Origin of the sequence: Kitasatospora sp. NPDC057542, assembly GCF_042801945.1 — a bacterium.
In the GTDB taxonomy this organism is placed as follows: domain Bacteria; phylum Actinomycetota; class Actinomycetes; order Streptomycetales; family Streptomycetaceae; genus Kitasatospora.
This window is the reverse complement of sequence record NZ_JBHVFE010000805.1, coordinates 1-1,740: the sequence shown is the minus strand read 5'-3', so window position 1 is coordinate 1,740 and position 1,740 is coordinate 1. Positions and strand designations below refer to the sequence as shown.

General features: G+C 73.5%; 3 protein-coding genes. All 3 read right to left on the bottom strand.

Going from position 1 to position 1,740, the window contains the following annotated elements; translation table 11 throughout:
• Positions 1–7: 7 nt before the first annotated feature.
• Positions 8–181, bottom strand: coding sequence for a CsbD family protein (locus tag ACFU7Y_RS43685; RefSeq protein ID WP_224278029.1), 174 nt, complete (start codon positions 179–181; stop codon positions 8–10).
• 192 nt (positions 182–373) lie between these two features.
• Positions 374–1,390, bottom strand: coding sequence for an SDR family oxidoreductase (locus ACFU7Y_RS43680; protein ID WP_380772017.1), 1,017 nt, complete (start codon positions 1,388–1,390; stop codon positions 374–376).
• On the bottom strand, positions 1,387–1,740 hold a 354-nt coding region (locus ACFU7Y_RS43675), incomplete at its 5' end, for a DUF6328 family protein (protein ID WP_380772015.1). The genes ACFU7Y_RS43680 and ACFU7Y_RS43675, both read right to left, overlap by 4 nt.

Below are 1,740 nucleotides of genomic sequence, written 5' to 3'. Positions count from 1 at the left end.
CCGCGGCTCAGTGCTTGCCCGCGTCCTTCACCTTCTCCGCGGCCTGCTTCAGATCGCTCTTCGCCTGCTCGGCGCGGCCCTTGGCCTCGACGGTGCGGTCGCCCGTCGCGCGTCCCGCGGCCTCCTTGGCCTTTCCCTTGCCCTTCTCCGCGATGTTGCGCAACTTCTCCTCGGTGCCCATCGCTCTCACTCCTCTTATGACAGGGACGAGATTGCGCCCCGCGGTGGCGTGTGCCCGCGGGAGGTGCTTCCACACCTGCGGCCGTGTCCGCCCGTCATACGGGATTTGACGGCCAGACGATCCTGTGCCGGTAGGTGTGCCCCGGTCCTGGCGGCAGTACCGGACGCCCGGGCGCGGTTACCGGTTTCGGGATCACCGGCGGCGGGCCAGTGTGCCGGCGGCGACGCCGAGCAGGCCTGCGCCGCCCGCGGCGAGCAGGCCGTGATGCTGGGAGGCCCACAACTGTGCGCTGCGGCCCCGGGCCTCGTCGCCGAAGCGGCCCTGGGCCCCGTGGTCGCGGGCCGCGTCCGCCGGGGTCCAGAGGTTGTCCGGGGTGTCGGCGCGGTGCGGTTCCTCGTCCTGCTGGGCGTCGATGCCGGTGCGGGCGAGGTAGCGGTCGAGCAGGCCGGGGACGAGGGCGTTGGCGACCAGGGTGGCGGTGGTGCTGCCACCCACCCAGTACTCCCGCCTGTTCGGGTGGTCGGCCGCGTACCGGACGGCGCGGGCGGCTACCTCCGGCCGGTACACCGGGGCGACGGGCCGGGCGCGGCTCCGCAGGCGGTTGAGCACCCAGTCGAACTGTGGGGTGTTGACCGCGGGCAGCTGCACCATGGTCACCCGCACGCCGGATCCGCTGGCCAGCAGCTCACAGCGCAGTGCCTCGTGCCAGCCCTGGAGGGCGTGCTTGGCGCCGCTGTAGGCGCTCTGCAGCGGAATGCCCCGGTAGGCGATCGCGGAGCCGATCTGCACGATCGTGCCGTGGTCGCGCGGGAGCATGTGATGCAGTGCGGCGCGGGTGGCGTTGACGTAGCCGAGATAGGTGACCTCGGTGACCCGGCGGAACTCGTCCGCGCTGATCTCGGTGAAGGGGGCGAAGACGGAGACGAAGGCGTCGTTGACCCAGACGTCGACCGGGCCGAACTCCGCCTCGGCCCGGGCCGCGACGGCCTCGCACGCCCGATGGTCGGCGACATCGGCGAGGATCGCGCATACCGGTGAGCCGGCCTTCTCGGCCTCGGTCGTGGCGGCGTGCAGTCCGGCCGGTCCTCTGGCCACCAGCACCAGCCGGTTGCGGTCGGCGGCGAAGGCCCGCGCGCAGGCACGGCCGATGCCGGCGCTGGCCCCGGTGATCACCACGGTGCGCGGCTTCGAACGAGTGCGGAGCGTCATGTCGGGCGTCCTTCCGTACGCGGGGTGGCGGCGCCGCCGCGGGTCGGGGCGGCCGTGGTCCTGCCCGGAGGCCGGGAGCAGTGGCCGTTGTGCCGGTGCAGGTGGCGGACCGGCAGCAGCAGCCAGCAGACCGCGAACCAGAGCATGACGCCTCCGGCGATCCAGCCGGAAGCGAGCGACCCCGTCGCGACGCGCAGCAGGAGCAGGAGTGCCGAGCCGATGGTCAGCGCCAGCAGGACCAGGCCGGTGGCCACCAGCCGGGCGGCGGCGTCCACCAGCTGGGGCTTGAGGCGGTGGCCGGCGAAGATCCGGTGGTAGGCGACCGGCGCGGTCAGGGCGCCGGTCGCGAG